This is a genomic window from Shimia sp. R10_1, assembly GCF_017744095.1.
GTDB lineage: Bacteria > Pseudomonadota > Alphaproteobacteria > Rhodobacterales > Rhodobacteraceae > Shimia.
On record NZ_JAGHQX010000028.1, the window covers coordinates 1 to 3166 of the forward strand.

Annotated in this window: 2 rRNA genes; both read left to right on the forward strand. The window is 52.5% G+C overall.

Annotation, left to right across the window (positions count from 1 at the left end):
* Positions 1–96 precede the first annotated feature (96 nt).
* Positions 97–2926: ribosomal RNA gene (locus J7413_RS20345) — 23S ribosomal RNA — on the forward strand.
* Between the two features lie 83 nt (positions 2927–3009).
* Positions 3010–3124 (forward strand): 5S ribosomal RNA (gene rrf / locus J7413_RS20350).
* The last annotated feature ends 42 nt before the right edge of the window (positions 3125–3166 follow it).

The window sequence follows — 3166 nt, forward strand, 5'->3', positions numbered from 1 at the left end:
GAGCGGGAAAAGTATGACTTTTGGTTCAGAAACAGGATTGCGAGCATGCCAGCTTTTGCGATCACGAGAGACGCAAGTCTTTCTCTTTCTGGATCAAATCAAGCGCGAGAAGGGCGTTTGGTGGATGCCTTGGCAGTAAGAGGCGATGAAAGACGTGATACTCTGCGATAAGCTATGGGGAGCTGAGAATAAGCTTTGATCCATGGATCTCTGAATGGGGGAACCCACCTGAAAGTTCATTATAATTACCTCGGTAATTTATAATGTTCTTAACCAGGTACTTTTGACCTGAATACATAGGGTCTTAAGAGCAAACCCGGGGAACTGAAACATCTAAGTACCCGGAGGAAAGGAAATCAATTGATACTCCGCTAGTAGTGGCGAGCGAACGCGGACCAGCCAAGCCTGATGAGTGAGAAGAACCGTTTGGGAAGACGGGCCATAGTGGGTGACAGCCCCGTATTCGAAGCTCTGAAGGATGTATTAAGTAGGGCGGGACACGTGAAATCCTGTCTGAAGATCGGAGGACCACCTTCGAAGGCTAAGTACTCCTTACTGACCGATAGCGAACCAGTACCGTGAGGGAAAGGTGAAAAGCACCCCGACGAGGGGAGTGAAACAGTACCTGAAACCGAACGCCTACAATCAGTTGGAGGCCCCTTGAGGGCTGACAGCGTACCTTTTGTATAATGGGTCATCGACTTGGTCTATCTAGCAAGCTTAAGCCGTTAGGTGTAGGCGCAGCGAAAGCGAGTCTTAATAGGGCGCATGAGTTAGATGGATCAGACCCGAAACCGAGTGATCTAGGCATGGCCAGGTTGAAGGTGCGGTAACACGCACTGGAGGACCGAACCCACATCTGTTGAAAAAGATCGGGATGAGCTGTGCCTAGGGGTGAAAGGCCAATCAAACTCGGAGATAGCTGGTTCTCTGCGAAATCTATTTAGGTAGAGCGTCATCTGAATACCCCGGGGGGTAGAGCACTGGATGGGTAATGGGGCCCCACAGGCTTACTGATCCTAACCAAACTCCGAATACCCGGGAGTACTAGATGGCAGACACACTGCGGATGCTAACGTCCGTAGTGGAGAGGGAAACAACCCTGACCTACGACTAAGGCCCCTAATTCATGGCTAAGTGGGAAAGCAGGTGGGACGACCAAAACAACCAGGAGGTTGGCTTAGAAGCAGCCATCCTTTAAAGATAGCGTAACAGCTCACTGGTCTAAATAAGTTGTCCTGCGGCGAAGATGTAACGGGGCTCAAGCCATGAGCCGAAGTCTAGGATGCACATAGTGCATGGTAGCAGAGCGTAGTGTGACATAGTTCCAATCCTCTTCTATATCCTCCGGGATATAGCGCAGGATATGGAGCTTTCGATGAAGCCGGGGCGTGAGCCATCCGGTGGAGAGATCACTAGTGAGAATGATGACATGAGTAGCGACAAAGAGTGTGAGAGACACTCTCGCCGAAAGTCCAAGGGTTCCTGCTTAAAGCTAATCTGAGCAGGGTAAGCCGGCCCCTAAGCCGAGGGCGAAAGCCGTAGGCGATGGGAACTAGGTTAATATTCCTAGGCCAGGAGGATGTGACGGATCATGAAGGTTGTTCGCCCTTATCGGATTGGGCGGGCCGCTGATTGGTTCCTGGAAATAGCCCTCCATGAGACCGTACCCTAAACCAACACAGGTGGACTGGTAGAGCATACCAAGGCGCTTGAGAGAACGATGTTGAAGGAACTCGGCAAAATACCTCCGTAAGTTCGCGAGAAGGAGGCCCAGTTTCTACGCAAGTATTGGCTGGGGGCACAAACCAGGGGGTGGCGACTGTTTACTAAAAACACAGGGCTCTGCGAAGTCGTAAGACGACGTATAGGGTCTGACGCCTGCCCGGTGCCTGAAGGTTAAAAGGAGGGGTGAGAGCTCCGAATTGAAGCCCAGGTAAACGGCGGCCGTAACTATAACGGTCCTAAGGTAGCGAAATTCCTTGTCGGGTAAGTTCCGACCTGCACGAATGGCGTAACGACTTCCCCGCTGTCTCCAACATCGACTCAGCGAAATTGAATTGCCTGTCAAGATGCAGGCTTCCCGCGGTTAGACGGAAAGACCCCGTGCACCTTTACTACAGCTTCACACTGGCATCAGGCCATGCATGTGCAGGATAGGTGGTGGGCTTTGAAACCGACACGCCAGTGTCGGTGGAGCCTCCCTTGAGATACCACCCTTGCATTGCTTGATGTCTAACCGCGGTCCGTTATCCGGATCCGGGACCCTGTGTGGCGGGTAGTTTGACTGGGGCGGTCGCCTCCTAAAGCGTAACGGAGGCGCGCGAAGGTTGGCTCAGAGCGGTCGGAAATCGCTCGTTGAGTGCAATGGCAGAAGCCAGCCTGACTGCGAGACTGACAAGTCGAGCAGAGTCGAAAGACGGCCATAGTGATCCGGTGGTCCCGAGTGGAAGGGCCATCGCTCAACGGATAAAAGGTACGCCGGGGATAACAGGCTGATACTGCCCAAGAGTCCATATCGACGGCAGTGTTTGGCACCTCGATGTCGGCTCATCTCATCCTGGGGCTGGAGCAGGTCCCAAGGGTACGGCTGTTCGCCGTTTAAAGAGGTACGTGAGCTGGGTTTAGAACGTCGTGAGACAGTTCGGTCCCTATCTGCCGTGGGTGTAGGATACTTGAGAGGAGTTGCCCCTAGTACGAGAGGACCGGGGTGAACGATCCACTGGTGGACCTGTTGTTGCGCCAGCAGCAGTGCAGGGTAGCTATGATCGGACAGGATAACCGCTGAAGGCATCTAAGCGGGAAGCCCCCCTCAAAACAAGGTATCCCTGAGGACCGAGGTAGACCACCTCGTCGATAGGCCGGAGATGTAAGTGCAGCAATGCATTCAGTTGACCGGTACTAATGGTCCGATAGGCTTGATTTGATCCAGTAAAAGAAAGACTGGTACCAAATAAGTCATACACAAACACACAGTATACTGACTTGGACACGAGGCCGTTTGATCGGTTTGGTGATCATAGCGCGAGTGAAACACCCGGTCCCATTCCGAACCCGGTCGTTAAGCACCGTTGCGCCGATGGTACTGCTGCTTAAGCTGTGGGAGAGTAGGTCATCGCCAAACCTATCAAACGACCTCAAATATCTCTCAAAACGATAACAAAAA